Origin of the sequence: Paenirhizobium naphthalenivorans (assembly GCF_007992095.1) — a bacterium.
Classification (GTDB): Bacteria; Pseudomonadota; Alphaproteobacteria; order Rhizobiales; family Rhizobiaceae; genus Allorhizobium; species Allorhizobium naphthalenivorans.
The window spans coordinates 120737-141693 of sequence record NZ_BJZP01000008.1 but is presented as its reverse complement, the minus strand read 5'-3'; the positions used below and the strand labels follow the sequence as shown (position 1 = coordinate 141693).

Annotated in this window: 17 protein-coding genes and 1 tRNA gene; 10 read left to right on the top strand and 8 right to left on the bottom strand. The window is 61.5% G+C overall.

Features of this window, described 5'->3' with window-relative positions:
- Positions 1-7: 7 nt before the first annotated feature.
- On the bottom strand, positions 8-889 hold the full coding sequence (locus tag RNA01_RS10540; RefSeq protein ID WP_147180155.1) for a LysR family transcriptional regulator: 882 nt from the start codon (positions 887-889) through the stop codon (positions 8-10).
- A 113-nt stretch (positions 890-1002) separates the two neighbouring features.
- On the opposite strand from RNA01_RS10540, the gene RNA01_RS10535 reads away from it, so the two are divergent.
- Positions 1003-2499 (top strand): CoA-acylating methylmalonate-semialdehyde dehydrogenase, encoded by a 1497-nt coding sequence (locus tag RNA01_RS10535; protein ID WP_147180154.1) that lies wholly within the window; start codon positions 1003-1005, stop codon positions 2497-2499.
- Positions 2500-2647: 148 nt separating this feature from the next.
- Here the strand turns inward: RNA01_RS10535 and RNA01_RS10530 are convergent, their stop codons facing one another.
- A complete protein-coding gene (locus tag RNA01_RS10530) occupies positions 2648-3682 on the bottom strand; it encodes a Fe(3+) ABC transporter substrate-binding protein (protein ID WP_371864059.1) in 1035 nt (344 codons plus the stop codon).
- 189 nt (positions 3683-3871) lie between these two features.
- On the opposite strand from RNA01_RS10530, the gene rirA reads away from it, so the two are divergent.
- The 3 genes from rirA to RNA01_RS10515 all read left to right on the top strand — a co-directional run bounded on the left by rirA (position 3872) and on the right by RNA01_RS10515 (position 6824).
- A complete protein-coding gene (gene rirA / locus RNA01_RS10525; protein ID WP_147180152.1) occupies positions 3872-4363 on the top strand; it encodes an iron-responsive transcriptional regulator RirA in 492 nt (163 codons plus the stop codon).
- Between the two features lie 223 nt (positions 4364-4586).
- Positions 4587-6185, top strand: coding sequence for a GMC family oxidoreductase (locus RNA01_RS10520; protein WP_147180151.1), 1599 nt, complete (start codon positions 4587-4589; stop codon positions 6183-6185).
- 156 nt (positions 6186-6341) lie between these two features.
- Positions 6342-6824: a gluconokinase gene (locus tag RNA01_RS10515; RefSeq protein WP_147180224.1), complete on the top strand. Its 483-nt coding sequence runs from the start codon at positions 6342-6344 to the stop codon at positions 6822-6824.
- Between the two features lie 39 nt (positions 6825-6863).
- Here the strand turns inward: RNA01_RS10515 and aguB are convergent, their stop codons facing one another.
- The 4 genes from aguB to RNA01_RS10495 form a co-directional block, all read right to left on the bottom strand.
- The gene (gene aguB, locus RNA01_RS10510) at positions 6864-7739 is read right to left on the bottom strand and encodes an N-carbamoylputrescine amidase (RefSeq protein WP_147180150.1); all 876 of its coding nucleotides are present in this window, start codon (positions 7737-7739) and stop codon (positions 6864-6866) included.
- 10 nt (positions 7740-7749) lie between these two features.
- Entirely contained in the window at positions 7750-9045 is a 1296-nt protein-coding gene (locus RNA01_RS10505) for an NAD(P)/FAD-dependent oxidoreductase (protein ID WP_170253411.1), read from the bottom strand.
- Between the two features lie 13 nt (positions 9046-9058).
- The gene (locus tag RNA01_RS10500) at positions 9059-10417 is read right to left on the bottom strand and encodes a glutamine synthetase family protein (RefSeq protein ID WP_147180148.1); all 1359 of its coding nucleotides are present in this window, start codon (positions 10415-10417) and stop codon (positions 9059-9061) included.
- Between the two features lie 391 nt (positions 10418-10808).
- Entirely contained in the window at positions 10809-12062 is a 1254-nt protein-coding gene (locus RNA01_RS10495) for an NAD(P)/FAD-dependent oxidoreductase (RefSeq protein WP_147180147.1), read from the bottom strand.
- Positions 12063-12413: 351 nt separating this feature from the next.
- Here RNA01_RS10495 and RNA01_RS10490 point away from each other — a divergent pair, with 351 nt between their 5' ends.
- Entirely contained in the window at positions 12414-12776 is a 363-nt protein-coding gene (locus RNA01_RS10490; protein ID WP_147180146.1) for a YbaN family protein, read from the top strand.
- 21 nt (positions 12777-12797) lie between these two features.
- Here RNA01_RS10490 and RNA01_RS10485 read toward each other — a convergent pair whose 3' ends face one another.
- Positions 12798-14384, bottom strand: coding sequence for an MBL fold metallo-hydrolase RNA specificity domain-containing protein (locus RNA01_RS10485; protein ID WP_147180145.1), 1587 nt, complete (start codon positions 14382-14384; stop codon positions 12798-12800).
- Positions 14385-14628: 244 nt separating this feature from the next.
- On the opposite strand from RNA01_RS10485, the gene RNA01_RS10480 reads away from it, so the two are divergent.
- The 4 genes from RNA01_RS10480 to RNA01_RS10465 all read left to right on the top strand — a co-directional run bounded on the left by RNA01_RS10480 (position 14629) and on the right by RNA01_RS10465 (position 18798).
- Positions 14629-15768: a capsular polysaccharide export protein, LipB/KpsS family gene (locus RNA01_RS10480; protein WP_235916564.1), complete on the top strand. Its 1140-nt coding sequence runs from the start codon at positions 14629-14631 to the stop codon at positions 15766-15768.
- A gap of 479 nt (positions 15769-16247) precedes the next feature.
- Entirely contained in the window at positions 16248-16595 is a 348-nt protein-coding gene (locus RNA01_RS10475) for a DUF3489 domain-containing protein (RefSeq protein WP_147180144.1), read from the top strand.
- Positions 16592-17050, top strand: a complete 459-nt coding sequence (locus tag RNA01_RS10470; RefSeq protein ID WP_235916563.1) for a DUF2924 domain-containing protein — start codon at positions 16592-16594, stop codon at positions 17048-17050. Before RNA01_RS10475 ends, RNA01_RS10470 begins: the two co-directional genes overlap by 4 nt.
- A complete protein-coding gene (locus RNA01_RS10465) occupies positions 17047-18798 on the top strand; it encodes a recombinase family protein (protein WP_147180143.1) in 1752 nt (583 codons plus the stop codon). The genes RNA01_RS10470 and RNA01_RS10465 overlap by 4 nt, the downstream gene beginning before the upstream one ends.
- 215 nt (positions 18799-19013) lie before the next feature.
- Here the strand turns inward: RNA01_RS10465 and RNA01_RS10460 are convergent.
- Positions 19014-19087 (bottom strand) — tRNA-Gln (locus tag RNA01_RS10460).
- Between the two features lie 316 nt (positions 19088-19403).
- On the opposite strand from RNA01_RS10460, the gene RNA01_RS10455 reads away from it, so the two are divergent.
- Entirely contained in the window at positions 19404-20954 is a 1551-nt protein-coding gene (locus tag RNA01_RS10455) for a Ppx/GppA phosphatase family protein (RefSeq protein WP_147180142.1), read from the top strand.
- The last annotated feature ends 3 nt before the right edge of the window (positions 20955-20957 follow it).

Genomic DNA, 20957 nt, shown 5'->3' with positions numbered 1-20957 from the left:
CTCCTGATCAGACAAAGATCTGCCGGCTCTCGTCGATCAGTTCCTGTAGGAACTGCACCACTGTGCGCACCCGCACCAGCTCGCGGGCGCTTTCGTGATAGGTCGTCCAGTAGGCGCGGCGGATGGTGATCTCCGGCAGGATGCGGACCAGTTCGTCGTGCTGGCGGGCGATGTAGTCGTGCAGGATGCCAATGCCCGCGCCCGAGCGCACGGCCTCGGTCTGGCCGATGGCGGAGGAAATCTCGAACGAGGATTCCCAGCCGCGCATGATTTCGCCAGTATAGGACAGCGAGGCGGAATAGACGAGGTCCTCGACGTGGCCGATCAGCGTGTGTTCGCGAAGCGCCTCGACATTGGCCGGGCTGCCGGCCTCGGCGAGATAGGTCTGCGAGCCGTAGAGGCCAAGCGTATAGTCGGTGAGTTTGGAGGATATGAGGCGCCCCTGTTCCGGCCGCTCGATGGTGATTGCGATATCGGCCTCGCGCTGGGACAGAGAGAAGGCGCGTGGCACCGGCACGAGCTGGATCTTCAGCGCCGGATAGCGGCGGGTGAGAGTGCCGAGACGCGAGGCCAGGAAAGCCACGCCGAAGCCGTCGGGCGCGCCGATCCTGACCGTGCCCGCCACCGCGCTGTCGACCCGACCGATGTCGGACTGCGCCGCCAGCATCTCGGTCTCCATGCGCTCTGCCGCCCGGCTGAACACCTCGCCCTCGGGGGTGAGCTCGCAGCCATTGGTGCGGCGCACGAGGAGGCGGGTCTTGAGCGATTCCTCCAGCGCCGTGATACGGCGCGACAGAGTCGCATGGTTCACTCCCAGCCGGCGCGAGGCTGAGAGGATCTGACCGGAGCGCGCCACGGCGAGGAACATGCGCACATCGTCCCAGTTCATTTCGTAGTCCTTATGTCGAAAAATGCACAACGGTTCTGTATTCCAGAACATTGCTTTGTACAAATCGAAGTGGGATGCTCCCACCATCAAAAGACCCTTGAGGAGGCATATCCATGCGAGAAATCGGCCATTACATTGGCGGCAAGCACGTCGCCGGCACGAGCGGACGCTCGAGCAACGTCTTCAATCCGGCTACCGGCGAGATTCAGGCGACCGTCGCGCTCGCGAGCGACGCCGAACTTGACGCCGCCGTCGAAAACGCCAAGGCGGCCCAGCCTGCCTGGGCTGCGACCAACCCGCAGCGCCGCGCGCGCGTCTTCATGAAGTTCGTCCAGTTGCTGAACGACAACATGGACGAACTCGCGGAAATGCTCTCCAAGGAGCATGGCAAGACGATTGACGACGCCAAGGGCGACATCATCCGCGGCCTCGAGGTTTGCGAATTCGTCATCGGCATTCCGCACCTCTCCAAGAGCGAATTCACCGAGGGTGCCGGCCCCGGCATCGACATGTATTCGATCCGCCAACCGGTCGGCATCGGCGCGGGCATCACCCCGTTCAACTTCCCCGGCATGATCCCGATGTGGATGTTCGCTCCGGCGATCGCTTGCGGCAATGCCTTCATCCTCAAGCCGTCCGAGCGCGATCCGTCGCTGCCCATCCGCCTAGCCGAACTGATGATCGAAGCTGGTCTCCCGGCCGGCGTTCTGAACGTCGTCAACGGTGACAAGGGCGTGGTCGACGCGATCCTCAATCATCCCGAGATCGGCGCCGTCTCCTTCGTTGGCTCGACCCCGATCGCCCGCTACGTCTATGCTACCGCCACAGCCAACGGCAAACGCGCCCAGTGCTTCGGTGGCGCCAAGAATCACATGATCATCATGCCCGACGCGGACCTCGATCAGGCCGCAAACGCGCTGATCGGCGCCGGCTATGGCTCGGCTGGCGAGCGCTGCATGGCGATCTCGGTTGCCGTTCCGGTCGGTGAGGAAACCGCCAACCGCCTGATCGAAAAGCTCACGCCGATGGTCGAGAAGCTGCGCATCGGCCCGTACAATGACGAGAAGGCCGATTTCGGCCCGGTCGTCACGAAGGAGGCTCAGACCCGCATCCTCGGCCTGATCGACCGTGGCGTGGAAGAAGGCGCCAAGCTCGTCGTCGACGGCCGCGGCTTCAAACTTCAAGGTTACGAAGACGGTTATTTCGTCGGTGGCTGCCTGTTCGACGACGTCACCCCGGACATGGACATCTACAAGACCGAAATCTTCGGACCTGTTCTCTCGGTCGTTCGCGCCAAGAACTACGAGGAGGCCCTGTCTCTGCCGATGAAGCATGAATACGGTAACGGCGTGTCGATCTACACCCGTGACGGCGATGCTGCCCGCGACTTCGCCAGCCGCATCAATATCGGCATGGTCGGCATCAACGTTCCGATCCCGGTTCCGCTCGCCTACCACACTTTCGGCGGCTGGAAGGCCTCGTCCTTCGGCGACCTCAACCAGCACGGTACGGACTCGATCAAGTTCTGGACCCGCACCAAGACGGTCACCTCGCGTTGGCCGTCGGGTATCAAGGATGGCGCAGAGTTTTCCATTCCGACGATGAAGTAAGCCTGCTGCCCCTCGGATCGCCCCTCTCTTCGCACAGGGAGGGGCGATCCGCTCTTCGGCCTTGGTCGGAGCTGGCGCTTCACAAATCAGACAAAACAAAAACGGGCCCGAAGAGGCCCGTTTTCATGTCTGCTTGCTGAAGCGGCAATCAGTTGGACGGTCCGTCGTTCAGGCCAACCTTGTCGACAAGTTCCGACGCCGTCTTGCGGTTTGCGGCGATGTCGGTCAGCGGCAAGGTATCCGGCTTGATTGGCCCGAAGGACTTGACGATCTCGGACGGTTCCGCGCCCGGCGTTACCGGATATTCGAACACCTGTTCGGCATAGATTTGCTGAGCTTCCTTGGACGACAGGAATTCCATCAGCTTGATGGCATTGTCCTTGTTCGGCGCGTGCTTGGCGAGGGCCACGCCGGAAATATTGACGTGTGTTCCACGGTCGGCGGCGTTGGGGAAGAGGATCTTGGTGGCGGCCGCCCATTCCTTCTCTTCCGGGTCCTTGTCGTTGGTCATCATCAGGCCGACGTAATAGGTATTGCCGAGTGCGATGTCGCACTCGCCGGACATGATCGCCTTCGCCTGGCTGCGGTCGTTGCCGTCCGGCTTGCGGGCGAGGTTCTGCTTGAGGCCGGTCAGCCATTTTTCGGTGTATTCGGCGCCGTGGTGGGCGATCATCGAGGCGAACAGGCCGATGTTGTAGGAATGCTGGCCATCGCGCATGCAGAGCCGGCCCTTCCATTTCGGATCGGCGAGTTCTTCATAAGTGATCGCGGTTTCCGGCACGCGCTCCTTGGAGGCATAGACAACACGGCCGCGGGTGGTCAGTCCAAACCATTCGCCGGCCGGATCGCGATATTGCGCCGGTATTCTCGTGTTGATGGTCTCGTCGACGAGCGGCTGGGTAACGCCGCCATCCTTGGCTTCGACGAGACGGCCGATGTCGACGGTCAGAATGACATCGGCTGGCGAATTGGCACCCTCGGCGGTGATGCGCTCGACCAGGCCCTTGTCGAGGAAGAGGACGTTGGCCTCGATTCCTGTCTCCTTGGTGAATTGGTCAATCAGCGGCTGGATGAGTTCGGGCTGACGATAGGAATAGATATTGACCTCGCCATCGGCCCGCGCGGCTGCGGCGGAGGCCCCGATCGCAGCGGTGGCGAGCAATGCGGCGCGCAGGCTTCTCATAGAAAACATGGTAACTCCTTCCTTGGGTCCCTATTTTTTGTTGAGTGGCATATTCATGAATTGGTCCGAGCTGTCAACGGCGTCGTCATTTCGTCACAGACACGTGATGGCTGAACTTGAGTGTTTTGGAATTGTTCAAAACTACGAAATCCGCTATATGAGACTCACGACGAGCCTAGGGAGATCCGCATGCGCTTGACAAAACAGACGAATTACGCGGTTCGCATGCTGATGTATGCGGCGGCGAACAAGGATCATCTCAGCCGTATTCCGGAAATCGCCAGGTCTTATGGCGTATCGGAGCTTTTCCTGTTCAAGATTCTCCAGCCGCTGACCAAGGCCGGCTTGGTCGAGACCGTGCGAGGCCGCAATGGTGGCATCCGGCTCGGACGCCCGGCCGACAAGATCACTCTGTTTGACGTGGTCAAGGTCACCGAGGATAGTTTCGCCATGGCGGAATGCTTCGAGGATGACGGTGACAGCGATTGTCCACTGATCGACAGCTGCGGCCTCAACTCGGCTCTGCGCAAGGCACTTAACGCCTTCTTCGATGTTTTGGCTGGTTACACGATCGACGATCTGGTGAAGACACGGCCGCAAATCAATTTCCTGCTCGGCATCGACGAATTTGGCAAGGGGCCCAGCGCTCCGAGGCCGGTCGTGCCCCTTTCCGCCTCCTGAGTATCCTGCATTCCATTCGACCCCGTCGCTCATCCCAAGCGGCGGGGTTTTTCTTTGCCCCGGCGCCGACCTGATCGCTGAAAAACCGCGTTTCGCATCACGTCGACCCTTGAGCGTCAGCATCAAGAAACGTACGTTCACGTAAACGGAAGGTCGACTCGATCGACCGGGCGGGGAGGGCGCGCGTTGGTGCTCAGGAGTAGCTTTGGGAGGAGCAACTCACATGTTCGATTACGTGATTGTTGGTGGTGGATCGGCGGGTTCGGTGCTGGCGGCGCGGCTGAGCGAGGATCCGGCCATCAAGGTCTGCCTGCTTGAGGCTGGCGGCAATGGCCGTGATCTGCTCTTGCGCGTTCCGTCCGGGGCCGCGGCGGTCGTGCCCGGATGGCTCCGTTCTGCCAACTGGTGCTTTGAGAGTGAACCGCAGTCCGAACTCAATGGCCGGCGCGCCTATCAGCCGCGTGGTCGCGGGCTGGGCGGCTCGAGCCTGATCAATGCCATGCTCTATGTACGCGGCCACGCCGGTGACTATGACGATTGGGCCGCGGCCGGTTGCAAGGGCTGGTCCTTTGCCGACATGCTGCCCTTCTTCGTGAAATCCGAAGACAATGAGCGCGGCGCTTCCCCTCTGCATGGGGCAGGTGGCCCGTTACAGGTCTCCAACGCCGACTGGGCACGGCCGATCAACCAGGCCTTCATCGAGGCGGGTGTCTCGCGGGGCTATCGGCACAATGAGGATTTCAACGGCGACAACCAGGAGGGGCTGGGACTCTACCAGGCGACGCAGTTCTGGCGTGGGCCGAAGAAGGGCGAGCGCTGCTCGGCGTCGGCCGCCTACCTGCATGATCATCTGGCTCGGCCGAACCTGACGATCGTCACTGGCGCGCGCGCGAGCCGTATCCTCACCGACAAGGGCCGGGCGACCGGTGTCGCCTATCGCCTCGGGCGGCGGCAGGAAAAAGCGCTGGCCGGGCGCGAGGTGATTGTATCAAGCGGCGCGCTTCAGTCGCCGCAGTTGCTGATGCTCTCGGGCATCGGCCCGGCCGAGACGCTGCAGCGTCACGGTATCGCGGTGGTCGCGGACAGATCGGAGGTCGGAGCGAACCTGCAAGATCATCTTGACTATACCAGCGTCTACCGTTCCGCCGATACCGACATGATGGGGATCGGCCTGACCGGTGCACGCGACATGACGCGGGCGGCGGGAGAATGGCGACGCGACGGCACAGGCATCCTGCGCTCGACCTTTGCCGAATCCGGCGGTTTCCTCAAGACCGATCCGGCGCTGAATCGGCCCGACGTCCAGCTGCATTTCGTCACCGCCATGGTCGATGATCATGCGCGTCGGATGCACATGGGCTACGGCTATTCCTGCCATGTCTGTCTGCTCAGACCCCATTCTCGTGGCCGCGTGTCCTTGAAGAGCGCGGACCCGATGGCATCCCCCCTGATCGACCCGGCCTATCTGTCCGACCGGCGCGATGTCGATGGCATGCTCGCCGGCGCACGGGTTATGCGCGACATTATGGAGGCCGCCCCGTTGTCCCGCTATCGCAAGAGCGAACTTCATCCAGCTGGCTCGTCCGACATGGAACTCGAAGCGGCGATCCGGGCTAGGGCCGAGACGATCTACCATCCGGTCGGCACTTGCCGCATGGGCGCTGACGATGCTTCCGTCGTCGACACGGACCTGAAGGTGCGCGGCGTGGACGGCCTACGCGTCGTTGACACCTCGGTGATGCCGACCCTTATCGGCGGCAACACCAATGCGCCGGTGATCGCCATGGCGGAGAAGATCGCGGGCGCGCTTCGGGCCGGTTAGGCTGTCGCGTCTGACGGTTGGCGGCCTGCTGCGTCCGACGGCTTGGAAATCGCGGCGTCGCTCATTAAGGTCGCCGCGAAACGGCACCGCGACGAATGAGGAGCATGCGATATCTTGCAGGAAATCTCGACCAGCCGCCCGGCGGCGATCATTGTCATGGGTGTAAGCGGCTGCGGCAAATCCTCGGTCGGGGCGGGATTGGCCGAAAAACTGGGCCTGACCTTCATCGAGGGCGACAGCCTGCATCCGGCCACCAATGTTGAGAAAATGGCCAAGGGTACTCCGCTGACGGATGACGACCGCTGGCCATGGTTGGACATCATCGGTGGCGAAATAGCCGCATCGCTGGAGCGGGGCGAGGGGATCGTGGTGTCCTGTTCTGCGCTGAAGGAGGTCTATCGTGACCGTCTGCGCACCGTGACCGACGGAAATCTCGCCTTCATCTATCTGCACGGCTCGCGCCAATTGTTGACGGAACGCATGGGCGCCCGCACTGGCCATTTCATGCCGCTGTCGCTGCTGGACAGCCAGCTTGCCACTCTGGAGGCGCCGACTGGCGAGCCCGGTGTCGTCACTGTGGATATCGGACAAAGCATCGAGGGCATTGTCGCCGAGGCATTGGCAGGGCTAAAGGGCTAGCCAACCGGTCCATGCCACTTGCGCAAGAGGAATTTCGCCTCAGCCCTGCCCATCCAGCGACAACAATGGATGATAAAGCTCCGGCCGGCGGTCGCGGAAAAGGCCCCAGGCGGCGCGTTGTCTGGCGATGCCGTCGAGATCGAAGCTGGCGGTCAGCACCGTTTCACTGATGCGGTCGGCCTCGGCGACCTTCGCACCCGTCTGGTCGGTGATGAAGGATGAACCGTAGAAGATCAGTTCCGTCCCCTTGCGGCCCGGCTCCAAGCCGATGCGGTTGGACGCGATCACCGGCATCAGGTTTGCAGCCGCATGGCCCTGCATGACGCGCTGCCAGTGGGCGGCGCTGTCAATGGTCGGATCCTGCGGCTCGCTGCCGATCGCCGTCGGGTAAAGCAGCAGTTCGGCACCCTGCAGTGCCATGGCGCGGGCGGCCTCCGGGAACCATTGGTCCCAGCAGATGCCGACACCGATCGTCGCATGCTTGGTCTGCCAGACCTCGAAGCCGGTATCGCCCGGAGAGAAGTAGTATTTCTCCGTATAACCCGGTCCGTCCGGGATATGGCTCTTGCGGTAGAACCCGAGCACGGTTCCATCGGCATCGATGATCGCCACGCTGTTGAAATAGCTCTGCCCGGCCTTTTCAAAGAAGCTGATCGGAAGCACGACGTCCAGCTCGGCGGCGAGCTGGGAGAAATGCCGGATCAGTGGATTGCCCTCGAAGGGCTTTGCCAGATCGAAGAATTCGGCGATCTGGTCCTGACAGAAATAGGGCGCTTCGAACAGTTCCTGGACCAGCACGATCTGCGCACCGTCAGCGGCAGCCTTGCGAACCAGGCTTTCCGCCCGGACAATATTGCCGGGAATGTCCCAGGTGCAGGCCATCTGGGTCGCGGCGACGGTGATGATACGGCTCATGTCCTGTTCCTCAAACACCGAGCTTATCGCGCATGCCGTACCACCATGCGCCGAGCATGGTGAGCGGCACGCGGAAGGTCTTACCGCCGGGGAAGGGCAATGCGGTCAGCGACGACCAGACGTCGTAGCGGCCGGCGTGGCCGGCGACCGCCTCACCGAGGATCTTTCCGAGCAGATGTGTCGTGGTCACGCCATGGCCGCTGTCGCCATGCGAGAAAAATACGTTGTCGGCCAGCTTGCCCATGTGCGGAATGCGCGTCAGCGTCAGAGCGAAATTGCCGCTCCAGGCGAAATCGATCTTGGTGTTTTCGAGCTGTGGGAAGGTCTTCAGCATGTTCGGTCGGATAACGCCGGTGAGATTGGCCGGATCCTGGCCACCGTAACCAATGCCGCCGCCATAGAGCAGGCGGTTGTCGGCCGTGCGACGGTAGTAATCGAGCACGTAATTGGCATCCTCGACACAATAATTGGCCGGCAGCAGCTCCTCGATCAGCTTGGCGTCGAGCGGTTCGGTCGCCATGACCTGCGACGAGACCGGCATCATCTTGTCGGTGATCCTCGGCAGTAGCGAGCCGAGATAGGCATTGCCGCATACCAGAACGTATTTGGCGGTGACGGAGCCCTGTGCCGTGCGGACAACTGGGTTGGCGCCCATGTCGACGCCGGTGACGCGGGAGTTTTCGAAGATCTCGCCGCCAAGGCTTTCGACCGCTGCGGCCTCGCCGAGCACCAGGTTCAGCGGATGGATATGGCCGCCGAGCTTGTCGATCATGCCGCCGACATAGCGATCAGCCTTCACATATTTGCCGACTTCGGCCTTGGAGACCATTTCCAGGCCCGTATGGCCGTGCTTTTCCCAATGGGCCTTCACATGCGCCATTTCGCGGATCTGCTTGTCCGTGAAAGCGGCGAAGAAGCCGCCGTCGACGAGATCGCAGGCGATGTTGTATTTGGCGACGCGCTCGCGGATGATCTGCCCGCCTTCCAGCGACATTTTTCCGAGTTCGACGGCATTTTGCTGACCGTAGCGCCGAGCGATCGTTTCGAGGTCGCGGCTGTAGCCGTTGACAATCTGGCCGCCATTCCGGCCCGAGGCACCAAAGCCGACCCGCTCACCTTCAAGCACGATGACGGAATAGCCGTTTTCGGCGAGTTGCAGGGCGGCCGAAATGCCGGTGAAACCGGCGCCGATCACGCAGACGTCGGCGGTACGCTCACCCTTGAGGCTCGGGCGCACCGACTTGTCGTTTGCGGAGGCTGCATACCATGAAGGTGCATGGCCGGGATTGGTGGCTGACGTGTTCATCGTGGCTTTCCTCTCACACGGTCCGGATATAGGCGTCGTATTCGACATCGGTTACGCGCAGCGCGAATTCCGACAGTTCCTGATGCTTGCAGGCTGCGTAAAGGCTGCGATACTGCGGGCCGAGCGCCGCATAGGCAAAGCTCGACTTGGCGAAGCGCTGAAGCGCGTAGTCCCAATTGGTCGGCAGCGGTTCGTGGCTGACGGCATGGTCGTCGCCGGAGATGGCTCCGCCGGGCGAAGTCTTCTCCTTCATACCGGCAAGGGCCGCGGAAAGGATCATTGCGATCACCAGATAGGGATTGGTATCGGCGCCGGCGACGCGGTGCTCGATGCGGGTTGCCGCCTTCGGCGCGGTGATGACACGCACCGCTGCCGAGCGGTTGTCAAAGCCCCACGAGGCATAGGTCGGCGCGTGTTCCGAAGGCGTGAGCCGGCGATAGGAGTTCTGGTGCGGCGCGAAGATTGCCATGCTCTCGCCCATGGCTTCCAACAGCCCTCCGACCGAGTGCATCAGGCGTTCCGAGGGACCGTCTTCGCCGACATAAATGTTCTTCCCGTCCTCATCGAGGACGGAGAAATGCACATGCATGCCACTGCCGGCCTGCATGCCATAGGGCTTGGCCATGAAGGTCGCATCGAGATCGTTGCTGCGCGCGACGCCCTTGACGATACGCTTCAGGAGAACCGCATAGTCGGCGGCGGCCAGAGCGTCCGGCACGTGGTTGAGATTGATTTCGTACTGGCCGGGGCCGTTTTCGCGCAGCGTCGTGTCGGCTGGCACATTCTGAGCGCGGGCCGCCGAGGCGATGCCGTAGAACACGGCCTCGAAGTCCTGCAGTTCCGAAATCGACAGCACCTGCGTCTGGCCGGTATGCCAACGGCCGTCGCGCGTATTCGGCGGACGCACCGGGTCGAGCGCCGAGCGGACCGGGTCGATCAGATAGAATTCGAGTTCCGTGGCGACGACCGGCGTCAGCTTCAGCTTCTTGTAGCGTTCCAGCACGGCGGCCAGCACATTTCGCGGATCGGCGTAGAAGCCGGTGCCATCCGTGTTTTTCATCGCCAGGAGAACCTGTGCCGTGGGACGTGACAGCCAGGTGACACGCGACAGCGTTCCCCACACCGGGTAGCAAATGCCGTCTGGATCGCCCGTGCCTTCCGCCAGACCTGCCGCATTCACGTCGCGGCCCCAGACATCGAGCGCATAGACCGAGCGCGGGATCGCCATGCCTTTGGTCAGGACGTCCAGCGCCCGTTCGCGCGGGATCCACTTGCCGCGCGGCACGCCGTTGACATCGATGACGAAGGCTTCGAGCACTTCGATATCGGGATTTTCGGCAAAAAAGTTTCGTGCGTAACTATCAATGTCCATGAGGCACCGTAAAAAGGAAAAAAGATACGTCGATCGGATCTGGAGGCGTTGAGAAGACGCGCACACAAGGGTGCACCGCTAACGGTGTGCCGACTTCGCGTTATAGATCAAAAAACGTATCATAACCTTGCCAGTGCCTGCTAACCCCTCGACCGGTGGCGCATCATGTGCGCCGCTTGTTGTCCGGTCCTCCGTCTGCAGAGACGGATATTTGGTCGGTTGACCAAAATAACCATACCAGCAAAATACCGGCATTTCCAGCCTGTCGCGGCACGCGGTGCCTTTTTCGGCCAATCCTGGTGCGAGATTTTCCTTTTTTGCGGTGTCCGGGCTCCATGCCGAGGAGGGGGGCATAGGATTTTAAGCCGTGAGTTAGGTCCTTTGACAGTGCTTACGGATTGAAGCGTTCTGCGCGATAGGCCGACATGTCGAGGAAAGGCTTTTCTCCGGTTATAGCCTCGGCGATCAAGCGGCCCGTGACCGGGCCAAGTGTCAGGCCATGGTGTGCGTGACCGAAGGCAAGCCAGACGCCCTGGTGGCGCGGCGCCTTGCCGACGATCGGCATCATGTCCGTCGTGCAGGGGCGCGCGCCCATCCACGGTTCTGCATCAAGCCGCCCAGCGAGCGGGAAGATGGTGCGCGCTACCCGTTCGGCGCGTTCGACCTGAACCGGCGACTTCGGTGCGTCGCGGAACGCGAACTCCGCACCGGTGGTCAGGCGAATGCCCTTGTTCATCGGCGCGAGGAAATAGCCGCGCTCCTTGTCCATCAGCCAGTTGTTCAGCGTGGCATTTCCGGCGGGGGCGTAATGCATGTGGTAGCCGCGCTTGACGCCGAGCACGAACTTGTAGCCGAGTTTGCGGGTGATTTCCTCGGACCAGGGGCCGAGCGCGACGACGACGTCCTTGCCTTCGACGATGCCCTCATCGGTCTTCACCTGCCATCCGGCCCCGCTGGGGCGCGGCGCGAGCGTGGTAGCATCGCCCATGACGAAACGCCCGCCGAGGCTCTCGAAATACTTGAGGTAAGCCGCGGTCAGTCCATGCGGGTCGAGCACCGACCAAGGGTCGTTCCATTTCAGACCGCCGACGAAATCGCGGCTCAGGTGCGGCTCGGCTTTGGCGAGTTCGGCCTTGTCGAGACGGGTGTAGTTGATGCCGTATTCGCGGGTAAGGCGGTCGGCCTCGGCAAATTCGGTGTCACGCACGGAATCGCTGCGGAAGGCCTCGACCCAGCCATCCTTGCGGATCAGGTTGCCGGCACCGGCGGCTTCGATCAGGTCCTTGTGTTCGCTGACCGAGTTCTCGATCAACGGCGCATAGGCACGCGCAATGGCCTCGTGACGCGCCTTGTTGGAGTTCCACCAGTAGCGTGACAGGAACGGCACCAGCTTCGCCATTGCCCGGATGTGATAGTGGGCGTCGATCCGGTTGTTGAGCCCGTAGCGCAGGATCAGGCCGAGATCCTGGGGGAAACCATAGGGTACGACGCCCTCGCGCTGGATCAGGCCGGCATTGCCGAAGGAGGTTTCCTCGCCCGCGCCACGGCGATCGACCAGCACCACCGAACGTCCACGACGCGCCAGATGAATGGCAGTGGAAACGCCGATAATGCCGGCGCCGAGCACGATGGTATCTGCAGTCATGTTCCCTGAATTCCGTATGGATAATGAGACCCGGACCATGCAATCGCGTTCCTTGTTGTGCAAACGAAAAAATACCGCAATTGCCGATTTCCCTACGGGCGTTGCAGAAATGTGGGAGGTGTGCCGCGGCAGTCTCAGGCTTTTTCTGCCTGTGGCTGAAGCGCATCGGTCGCATGCTACCAATACGCGCCGCGCCTTTCCGTTTTGCGATGTTGTTGGGGGCAGGGAAACGGCGTGGTCTAATGCCGCAGCGTCGCCGCGCTCGGCTGCATTGTTTTCTCGCCATATCAAATCAAGTATCGTCCAGCGACCGCCCGAGATTCATGGCGCGGGAGGTGACGGAGGAACGCAATGCGCATGTTGATGCTGGCGGGTGGTTGGCTGATGGTCGGCATCGGCGTGGTCGGCGTCTTTTTGCCGGTGCTGCCGACAACGCCCTTCATGATACTCGCCGCAGCGCTGTTTGCACGCTCCTCGCCGCGTTTCGAGCGATGGCTGATCGATCACCCTCGTTACGGCCAGCCGCTGCTCGACTGGCGTAGGGAAGGGGCGATCTCCCGCAAGGCCAAGGTGGCCTCGGTATCACTGATGTCGGCAAGCTATCTGCTCGTCTGGTTCGTCGGCCCGCCGCAGCTCTGGCTGAAACTGCTCGTTGGCGTGATCCTCGTCGCCTGCGCGGCTTTCGTTCTCACTCGGCCGATGCCGAGTAATTGAGCCGCCTTGCCGTTCTGCGCGCTATTCCTCGAGGGCGCGCCGGAGCCGGCGCAGGATGACGCCGCGAGCCTTGTCATCGCCGGCCTTGGCAAGCTCCTGCTGCAGATCAAGCACCAGCGATTGCAGGTCGTTGTGCCAGTCGCGGTGACCGGGGCGCGCCGGATCGATGCGTGGCGGCTTCGTTTCGGATTTGTCGATCGCCCCGTCGGCGCCTAGCTCGAAGGTTGAATCGATGCGCGGCACGAGGATTCGTTCGGCCGGCAGGAACGCGGACAGGCGTTGGCCGAAGGCCGCGAGGGCTTCCTCTTCGCCGTGGACAAGGAAAGTGCCGGCATGGATCGGCAAACGCTTTTTCACCCATTCGGTCAGCTCTCGGCCATCGGCATGGCCACTATAAATGTCGAGTTCGCGGATGCGGGCCCGCACCGTAATCTCGTCACCCTGGATGCGCACGGTCGAGGCTCCCTCCTGAAGGATCCTGCCGAGCGTGCCGGCGGCCTGGTATCCGACCAGAAGCACCGTTGCCTCTTCCCGCCACAACCAGTTTTTCAGTCTGTGGCGGATGCGCCCCGCCTCGCACATGCCGGAGGCGGCAATGACGATGTGGAACCCGCGCATGTTGTCGATCGCTTTCGACTGCTCGACGCTCTCGGTGAAGCGCACATTATGCGCCTCCATCGCCTCTGCGAGCAGCTTGCCGTTTTCCAGTTCGCGCGCATGGCGGCGAAAAATCTCGCTGGCACGGGTGGCGAGCGGCGAATCGATCAGGATCGGGCAAGTCTCGATCGCTCCGCTACGCATCAGTTGGACGAGGTCGGCCAGCAGTTCCTGGGTCCGCTCGACGGCAAACGATGGGATCAGCAGCGCACCGTTCGGATTGGCCGCCTTGCGCACCTCGGCCTCCAGCGCATGGCGCCTGGTGCGCTCGTCGACGATTTCGCGGTCGGTGTCGCCATAGGTGCTCTCGCAGATCACGTAGTCGAAATCCTGCGGCGCCTCCGGGTCGTATTGCAGCAGCTTATGGCTCGGGCCAAGGTCGCCGGAGAAAAGCAGGCGCAGCATCTTGTCGCGGGTTTTTATCTCCATCTCGACCGAGGCCGACCCGAGCAGGTGACCGGCGTTCCAGAAGCGGAAACGCAGACCGGGCGCCGCCTGCTGCCAGCTCTTCAGCGGTACGGAGCGCATCATCGTCACGGCCCGGGCGGCATCCGCCGCATCATAGATTGGCTCGACCGTGTCGCGGCCGCGACGCTGGTTGCGACGGTTGAGTTGGTTGACTTCGCTCTCCTGGATATGGGCCGAATCCGGCAGCATGACGGAGCACAGATCGACGGTGCCGCGCGTAGCAAAAATCGGTCCCTCGAAGCCGGCCTTGGCGAGTTTCGGCAAGAGGCCGGAATGATCGATATGCGCATGGGTCAGGATGACCGCGTCGATCTCGGAGGCGACGAAGGGGAACTCGCGATAGTTCAGTTCCTTCTCGCTCTTGGAGCCCTGGAACATGCCACAATCGACCAGTACCTTCGCTTGGCCTAGATCGATGAGGAAACAGGATCCGGTCACTGTGCCGGCGGCACCATGGAAACGGAGAACGGGATAGGTTGTCATCGCATCGGTCCTGGTCTGGGTCTTGCTTGTGGCGAAGGGGCGTGAAAGAAATGGCGACCAGTCTTCCCCGGAACAATCATCCTTCGTCAAGCCTTATAATGGCCGCATGCCATCTGCAGAGATTCTGCATGCAGGAGGTCTCGGGGCCCCGTCGATTTGACCCCCGCGCCGCCATACGGCATTTTCGCCGCCGAATCGTCCCTGCTGTCCGCAGGCAGGGGAATGCAAGAAGACTGGAACCGCGATGAAGACTCCCCTGGCCGCCCCCGCCCCCCCCGGGGTCCCCGCCGACACGATGGTCTCCGAGATGGGGCCCTGCGGCGGCACGGCAGGCGTTCCTGCGGCGGGCGAGGCGCAAAGCCTGAAGCCGCCGATATTCCTCGTCGGCTTCATCTCGTGGAAAACTTTTATGGACCAATGGTTTCCAGATCATCAGGTGATCCGCCTCTCCACGGGGCCGAAAACCCTTGCCTCCTTTGTACGCAAGATCCCACGTATTCTTCGCGACCGGCGGTCGCAGATCTATGTCTGGAGCTACAAGTCGCCGCGCGTGGTCGAGATCTTCTGCCGCCTTTTTGCTGTTCCGCTGGTCCGGGTGGAAGACGGCTTTCTGCGCTCGGTCCAGCTCGGTGCGATGCATGTGCCGCCGCTGTCGCTTTGTTTTGCGGAAAGAGCGCTTTATTTCGATGCAACCGTGGAAAGCGATCTGGAACATCTGCTTCAGACCTACGATTTCGTCGCCGACGCCGGCCTGATGGAGCGCGCGCGGGCCGGCATTGCGGCCCTCATCGCGTCGCGACTGAGCAAATACAACAGCGGCCAGGATACCGACATTGAGGCGCTATATGGCCCCAAGCGTACACCGCGCATCCTGGTGGTCGGTCAGGTCGAAGGCGACATGTCTATGATCAAGGGCATGACCCGGCAGATGACCAACAATGATCTTGTGCGCGCCGTTGTCAGGGAAAACCCGGATGCACAGGTTATCTACAAGCCTCATCCGGAAGTGTTGAGAGGTATTCGCAAGAAGCCGGTGCAATCCAGTCCCGACGAAGTGCGTGACATCTGTCTGGTGCTCGGCGAGGACGTTGCGCTTGCCGATGCCTTCGAGACGGTCGACCGCGTTTACACCATGACGTCACTGTCCGGCCTAGAGGCGTTGATCCGCGGCATACCCGTCACCTGTTTCGGCATGCCTTTCTATGCTGGCTGGGGCGCAACCGATGATCGCGAGACCTGCTCGCGCCGCACCCGTCGCCTGACTGTGGAGCAAATCTTTGCCGCCGCCTATCTCCTCCACCCGCGTTATCTCGACCCCACAACCGGCGAGAACCTAAGCTTTGAAGAGGCGCTGGCGCTGTTGGCACGGATGAAGAAGGGCTGAGACGACGGCAGCCCGAAGCTCTCAAGCCTCAGCCATCGGGGGATTCCCATTCTTCACTTGGGCCAATACGACCATAACGCGCGTTCTAGGGCGTGCCGGTGCTCAACTGGCGGGCATGCTTAAACGGCGCTACAGGGGCGATATGTGGTGTCAAAATGAATGATACCTAGTCAGGCGTCGCAGAGCGATATGTTGGCGCGCGCAGTGAGGCCGACCCGCCGATAAGTCATTGAAAAATACGTGTGAAAAAGAATTGGCTGTGGAATTATTTCTTTATGTCCGCCCCTGTCGGCGAAAACTGTTCAAGGCGATCATTGTTAGCGAACAATTTTGACCCGTCGCTTTGCGACTGGACTTCCGTTGGCAAGGAAGCAGTAGTGCATTGAGGCGAGCCACTGGTCGGCGGATGCCCGAGCCCGAGCGTCGGGCTTCACGCGGTGCAAGGCCCGATATCCGGGTCCAACCGCGTGGAGACCAAGATGACATCATCGATAGACCAGACCACTTCTGAGGCCACCGTGGCAACGTCACCGAAGTCGTTCGCAAAGCCAGTGACGACGAAGGCCGGTAGTCAGGCGCGCGCCGGCAAGAAATCCAAGAAAGATCAGCTCGCTGCGATGATATCAAAGCCTGATGGCGTGCGCATTACGATCCTGGTTGAGCGGCTTGGCTGGCAGCCGCATACGGTGCGGGCAGCACTGTCGGGATTGCGCAAGCAGGGCCATCAGATCCTGGCATCCAAATCGCCGAAAACGGGTGAAGCGGTCTATCGGCTGATGACGCCGATGCAAACCGGTGTGACTGCGCCGGAGGAGGTGGCATCGTGAACATAGTCGCGACGGTGCCTGTCACGTCTGCTCCTATGACCAAGTTTGAGGCTCTCGAACGTGAGGCCTGCCTCAAGCACTGGCGTAAGCAATTTGGTCACGAGCCTCCGCGTTACGTGTCGGTGGAATTCATGCGCCGCGCGTTTGCATTCGAGGCGCAGGTCAAGATCTATGGCGGCCATTCGAAAGCGGTTCGACATGTCCTCAGGTCGATTTTGAAGGAGGTCGAAACGGGAAAGCCAAAGGATGCTTCAAAGGCAGTGCCATCTCCCGTGACGCTGCGGCCAGGCACCTATCTTGTGCGCGAGTGGAACGGCCGACCCTACAGGGTAGAGGTGACGGAGAATGGTTTTGTAATGGACGGCAAGGCCTATGGGTCGCTTTCGGCGATCGCTCAGAAGATCACCGGCACGATCTGGTCGGGGCCTCGGTTCTTCGGGCTGGCCAGAACATGAAGATCGTCCGCTGCGCCATCTACACCAGGAAATCTTCGGAGGAGGGATTAGGCCAGGAGTTCAACTCACTCGATGCGCAGCGGGAGGCCTGCGCATCCTATATCGCCAGCCAGAAGCATGAGGGTTGGGTACTGGTGCCAGAGTATTACGATGACGGGGGCATCTCCGGTGGTACCCTGGAGCGGGCGGGGCTGAAGCGCCTGCTGAAAGACATCGACTCCGGGGTGGTCGACCAGATCGTCGTTTACAAGATTGATCGGCTGACGAGGTCGCTGGCGGACTTCGCCAAACTGGTGGAGCGCCTGGATAAGGCCAATGCCTCATTCGTCTCGGTCACCCAATCCTTCAACACGGCAACCAGCATGGGACGGCTTACTCTGAACGTCCTGCTATCCTTTGCGCAGTTCGAGCGGGAAGTCACGGCGGAACGTATCCGCGATAAGATCGCTGCCTCGAAGCGGAAGGGGCTCTGGATGGGTGGTCAGGTGCCGCTTGGCTACGAACCGGATGGCCGCTCGTTGAAGATCGTCGAGGACGAGGCTGAGACGGTGAGGCGCATCTTCGACCTCTACCTGCAACTCGGGTCGATCTATGAGGTGCGGCAGGCAGCCAGTGACCTTGGCTTGCGCACCAAAGGCCGTCCGAGATTGGGGGCGAAGAAGTATAGCAATGGCAGAAAAGGCAACGCCAAGGGAGGTCGAGGTCGGCCTGATGGCTCGGGTGTATACCAAGACGCTGAAGACGGCGCCGCGCCGTCAGTCATCGGCCCGGCGCCATTCGGGGCTACCAATATCTATTACATCCTGACCAACCCGGTATATGCCGGGCGCATTCGTCACCGCGCTCAAACCCACGAAGGAAACCACCCGGCGATCATCGATTCTGCGACGTGGGATCTGGTGCAGGAACAGCTTGCGGCATCGGCGGCCCGTCAACGCGGTGTCAGCAATTGTGCCAAGATCTCGCCCTTGGCCGGAAAACTGATCGACGACACCGGCGACCGCTTCACACCGAGTCATTCCAACAAGAATGGCGCGCGTCTGCGCTATTACATCTCCAACCGTCTGATTAGCGGAAAGAAACAGGATGAAGCGACAATGGATCGGGGATGGCGGCTTCCGGCGCCGATGCTGGAAAGCCAGCTTAGCAATGCCATTGTGCGGCACCTCATCGATCGCCTTCCGATTGACCTGTCTGTTTCCCCGTCGGTGGGTGAGATGGAACAGGTGCAGCGTCGGCTTGAGACAATGGCATCCGACACCGAACACCATCTGCCAGCGCTGTTGAAATCTATCGATCGAGCGACGATTACTCAGGGCAAGATCGATGTGGTGCTGATCGACCAATGGATCGCTGAGATGCTTGAAGTGCATCTTGACTGGATCAACCCGGATGCTCTGACCTTCACCACAGGTTTCCAATACCGGAAGCGGGGTGTGGAAACAAAACTGATCATTGGTGCCGGACCCGTGAAATCCCGCGACGAAGTTCTGATCCGCAACGTCGCCAAGGCGCAGCAATATTACGATGCTATCAAGCAGGGTCAAAGCTTCGAAGAGATCGCCAAAACCGAAAACCTTTCCACGCGCCGGGTGATGCAGATCATCGACCTGGCCTTCCTGGCGCCAACCATCGTCCAATCGATCGTAACTGGTGACCAGCCGATGGGCTTGACCACCAAATGGTTGTCGAACAATCCGATGCCACCGGATTGGCTCGCCCAGCGGCAAATCATTACGACGCTGTGAGCCGCGCTGCTCCTCAGATTCGACGCTCTACAATCCGCGTCCGATGCGGCATTCTCAAACTGCAAATCTGGAAATGGCGAGGGCAGACTCAAGGCTCAAGATGGCAGCGTTCCGCGGCCTTTTGCTGTCTGCCAAAACTTGGCCGCAGCACAAGCGTTTGAATTATTGAGAGTTTTTCCGGTGTTCCGCTAGCTTGCAAGAAATTCTGCGGAGATTGGCTGGGGAACCTGGATTCGAACCAAGATTAACGGAGTCAGAGTCCGTCGTTCTACCGTTGAACTATTCCCCAGCAGTGGGTGACACTTGCGTGTGACCCGTCGGTGAGGCGGGCTTATAAACAAAAGCCGGCGACTTGCAAATACCTGTTGCGAAAAAAAATGACGTGCCTGTGGAGAGGCTCTTTGCAGCCGCACAACGTCTCGCTTGTGAGGGCGTGGGGCGACCAGAGGGATAGGGTCCGGGAGAAGTTCGGGCGGGATTGGTGGGACGGCGGAAAAACAGTTTGGCTAAAACGCCCGTCGCTGATATTCTTTTTTCAACGAAAATCGAAAATGGCGCCAGCGGCATGCCTTTGAGGGCCTTGCGCGGTGCAACGGAAAAGTTCAGTGACAGACCCCGATCGCGGCTCCAAGCCGTCAAGCGAGGGGGCGTCGACGGGAAAGCGCAAGGGCGGTGGATCCCGCCGGCGCGGCAAGGCTGGAAAAGGCGTTCCGAAAGATACGGGCGTTGCTGTTCCAGCTTTGGAGGCGGTGGTGACAGAGCCACGCGCGTCGCGACGTCCTGAAATCGAAGACGCCGAAGGACCGGCCCGCAAGCGCAAGCGTCGACGGCGAAAGCGTGCGCCGCAGTCGCCCTCGACCCCGCCCGAGAGTGTTTCCTCCGCCGTGAGCCAACCATTGTCGGCAGGTGCCGCCAATGCGTCTGCCGGCGTCGGCAAGCCCGGACGCAAGCGTCGACGCAATCGCGGCGGGCGCGGTCCGCAAGGTCGGCCGCTGACGCCTGCGGCTCCGGTGCAGGCGACAAAGTCGACGCCCGCAATCGCTCCGGTCGCCTCCGGGCACAATACCCATCATGCGCAGGGCCCGCGCCGCAGCGCAACGGTTGAGCGTTTCCGTTCGCCCGGCTCCGAGCCTTGGCCGGACGATCTCTATGCCGCGCTCGACCTCGGCACCAACAATTGCCGCCTGCTGATCGCCCAGCCGACCCGTCCGGGCCAGTTCCGCGTTGTCGACGCATTTTCGCGCATCGTCAGGCTCGGCGAGGGTCTCGGCACCCATGGCCGCCTCTCGGCCGAGGCCATGGATCGTGCCGTCGAGGCGCTCAAGGTCTGCGCCGCCAAGCTTGCCGGGCGAGACATCCGCCGCATGCGGCTGATCGCCACCGAGGCATGCCGCGCCGCCGAGAATGGCGAGGAATTCCTCTCTCGCGTTCTGGTCGAGACCGGCCTGGAACTGGAGATCATCAACCGCGAGACAGAGGCGAGGCTTGCCGTCTCTGGTTGCTCGTCTTTGGTAGGCCGGGAAGCCCGTTCCGTCGTGCTGTTCGACATCGGCGGCGGATCGTCGGAAATCGCTGTGATCTCGATCGGTGAGAACCGTTCAAGCCGGCTTGCCAATCACATCACCCACTGGACGTCGCTGCCGGTCGGCGTCGTCACATTGTCGGAACGCCATGGTGGCCAGCATGTGACGCCCGAGATCTTCGAGGCGATGACGCAGGAGGTCGAGGCCATGCTGGCTCGTTTCGACTGCCCGCCGCTCACTGACAACACCGGTCGCCCGCCGGAGAACTTTCATCTGATCGGCACCTCGGGCACGGTCACGACGCTGGCCGGTGTCCATCTCGACCTGCCGCGCTATGATCGCCGCAGGGTCGATGGGCTCTGGCTTTCGGATGATGAGGTCTCCGCCATGCAGGCGAAGCTTCTGTCCTGGGATTATGCTGGCCGGGCTGGCAATCCGTGCATCGGCCCGGACCGCGCCGATCTGGTTCTTGCCGGCTGTGCGATCCTCGAGGCGATCCGCCGCCGCTGGCCTTCGAACCGCATGCGGGTTGCCGACCGGGGGCTGCGCGAGGGATTGCTGACTGACATGATGGCCGACGATGGGGTCTGGCGGCGCAATCGCCGCAGGCCGTCGCACGACAGGGAGCGTTAACGC

Coding starts and splice junctions, on each gene's coding strand:
- RNA01_RS10540 (WP_147180155.1), bottom strand. CDS start 889: ATGAACTGGGACGATGTGCGCATGTTCCTCGCCGTGGCGCGCTCCGGT.
- RNA01_RS10535 (WP_147180154.1), top strand. CDS start 1,003: ATGCGAGAAATCGGCCATTACATTGGCGGCAAGCACGTCGCCGGCACG.
- RNA01_RS10530 (WP_371864059.1), bottom strand. CDS start 3,682: ATGAGAAGCCTGCGCGCCGCATTGCTCGCCACCGCTGCGATCGGGGCC.
- rirA (WP_147180152.1), top strand. CDS start 3,872: ATGCGCTTGACAAAACAGACGAATTACGCGGTTCGCATGCTGATGTAT.
- RNA01_RS10520 (WP_147180151.1), top strand. CDS start 4,587: ATGTTCGATTACGTGATTGTTGGTGGTGGATCGGCGGGTTCGGTGCTG.
- RNA01_RS10515 (WP_147180224.1), top strand. CDS start 6,342: ATGGGTGTAAGCGGCTGCGGCAAATCCTCGGTCGGGGCGGGATTGGCC.
- aguB (WP_147180150.1), bottom strand. CDS start 7,739: ATGAGCCGTATCATCACCGTCGCCGCGACCCAGATGGCCTGCACCTGG.
- RNA01_RS10505 (WP_170253411.1), bottom strand. CDS start 9,045: ATGAACACGTCAGCCACCAATCCCGGCCATGCACCTTCATGGTATGCA.
- RNA01_RS10500 (WP_147180148.1), bottom strand. CDS start 10,417: ATGGACATTGATAGTTACGCACGAAACTTTTTTGCCGAAAATCCCGAT.
- RNA01_RS10495 (WP_147180147.1), bottom strand. CDS start 12,062: ATGACTGCAGATACCATCGTGCTCGGCGCCGGCATTATCGGCGTTTCC.
- RNA01_RS10490 (WP_147180146.1), top strand. CDS start 12,414: ATGCGCATGTTGATGCTGGCGGGTGGTTGGCTGATGGTCGGCATCGGC.
- RNA01_RS10485 (WP_147180145.1), bottom strand. CDS start 14,384: ATGACAACCTATCCCGTTCTCCGTTTCCATGGTGCCGCCGGCACAGTG.
- RNA01_RS10480 (WP_235916564.1), top strand. CDS start 14,629: ATGAAGACTCCCCTGGCCGCCCCCGCCCCCCCCGGGGTCCCCGCCGAC.
- RNA01_RS10475 (WP_147180144.1), top strand. CDS start 16,248: ATGACATCATCGATAGACCAGACCACTTCTGAGGCCACCGTGGCAACG.
- RNA01_RS10465 (WP_147180143.1), top strand. CDS start 17,047: ATGAAGATCGTCCGCTGCGCCATCTACACCAGGAAATCTTCGGAGGAG.